This window comes from Microbacterium sp. GbtcB4, assembly GCF_019091465.1.
Classification (GTDB): domain Bacteria; phylum Actinomycetota; class Actinomycetes; order Actinomycetales; family Microbacteriaceae; genus Microbacterium; species Microbacterium paraoxydans.
Genome location: NZ_JAGXJJ010000850.1, coordinates 1 through 228, shown reverse-complemented (window position 1 = coordinate 228; position 228 = coordinate 1). Strand labels below are relative to the sequence as shown.

The window sequence follows — 228 nt, the reverse complement described above, 5'->3', positions numbered from 1 at the left end:
ACGACGCCCCCGCCGCGGCGGCCCCTCCCCCCCGCTCCCTCGGCGCCGCCCAGGTCGCCCAGGCCCTCCCCGGCGCGCTCCGGAAGCTCAACCCCGCGACGCTCCTGCGCAACCCCGTGATGCTCCTCGTCTGGGACGGCGCCGCGTTCACGACCGGCCTCGCGTGCGCGCATGCCCTCCTCGGCGGACCCCCCCCGTCCGTGCACACCCCCCTCCCGGCGGCGTCCA

General features: G+C 79.8%; 1 pseudogene. It reads left to right on the top strand.

Going from position 1 to position 228, the window contains the following annotated elements:
• A pseudogene (locus KVS71_RS19860) lies at nt 1–228 on the top strand (potassium-transporting ATPase subunit B); the annotation flags it as partial.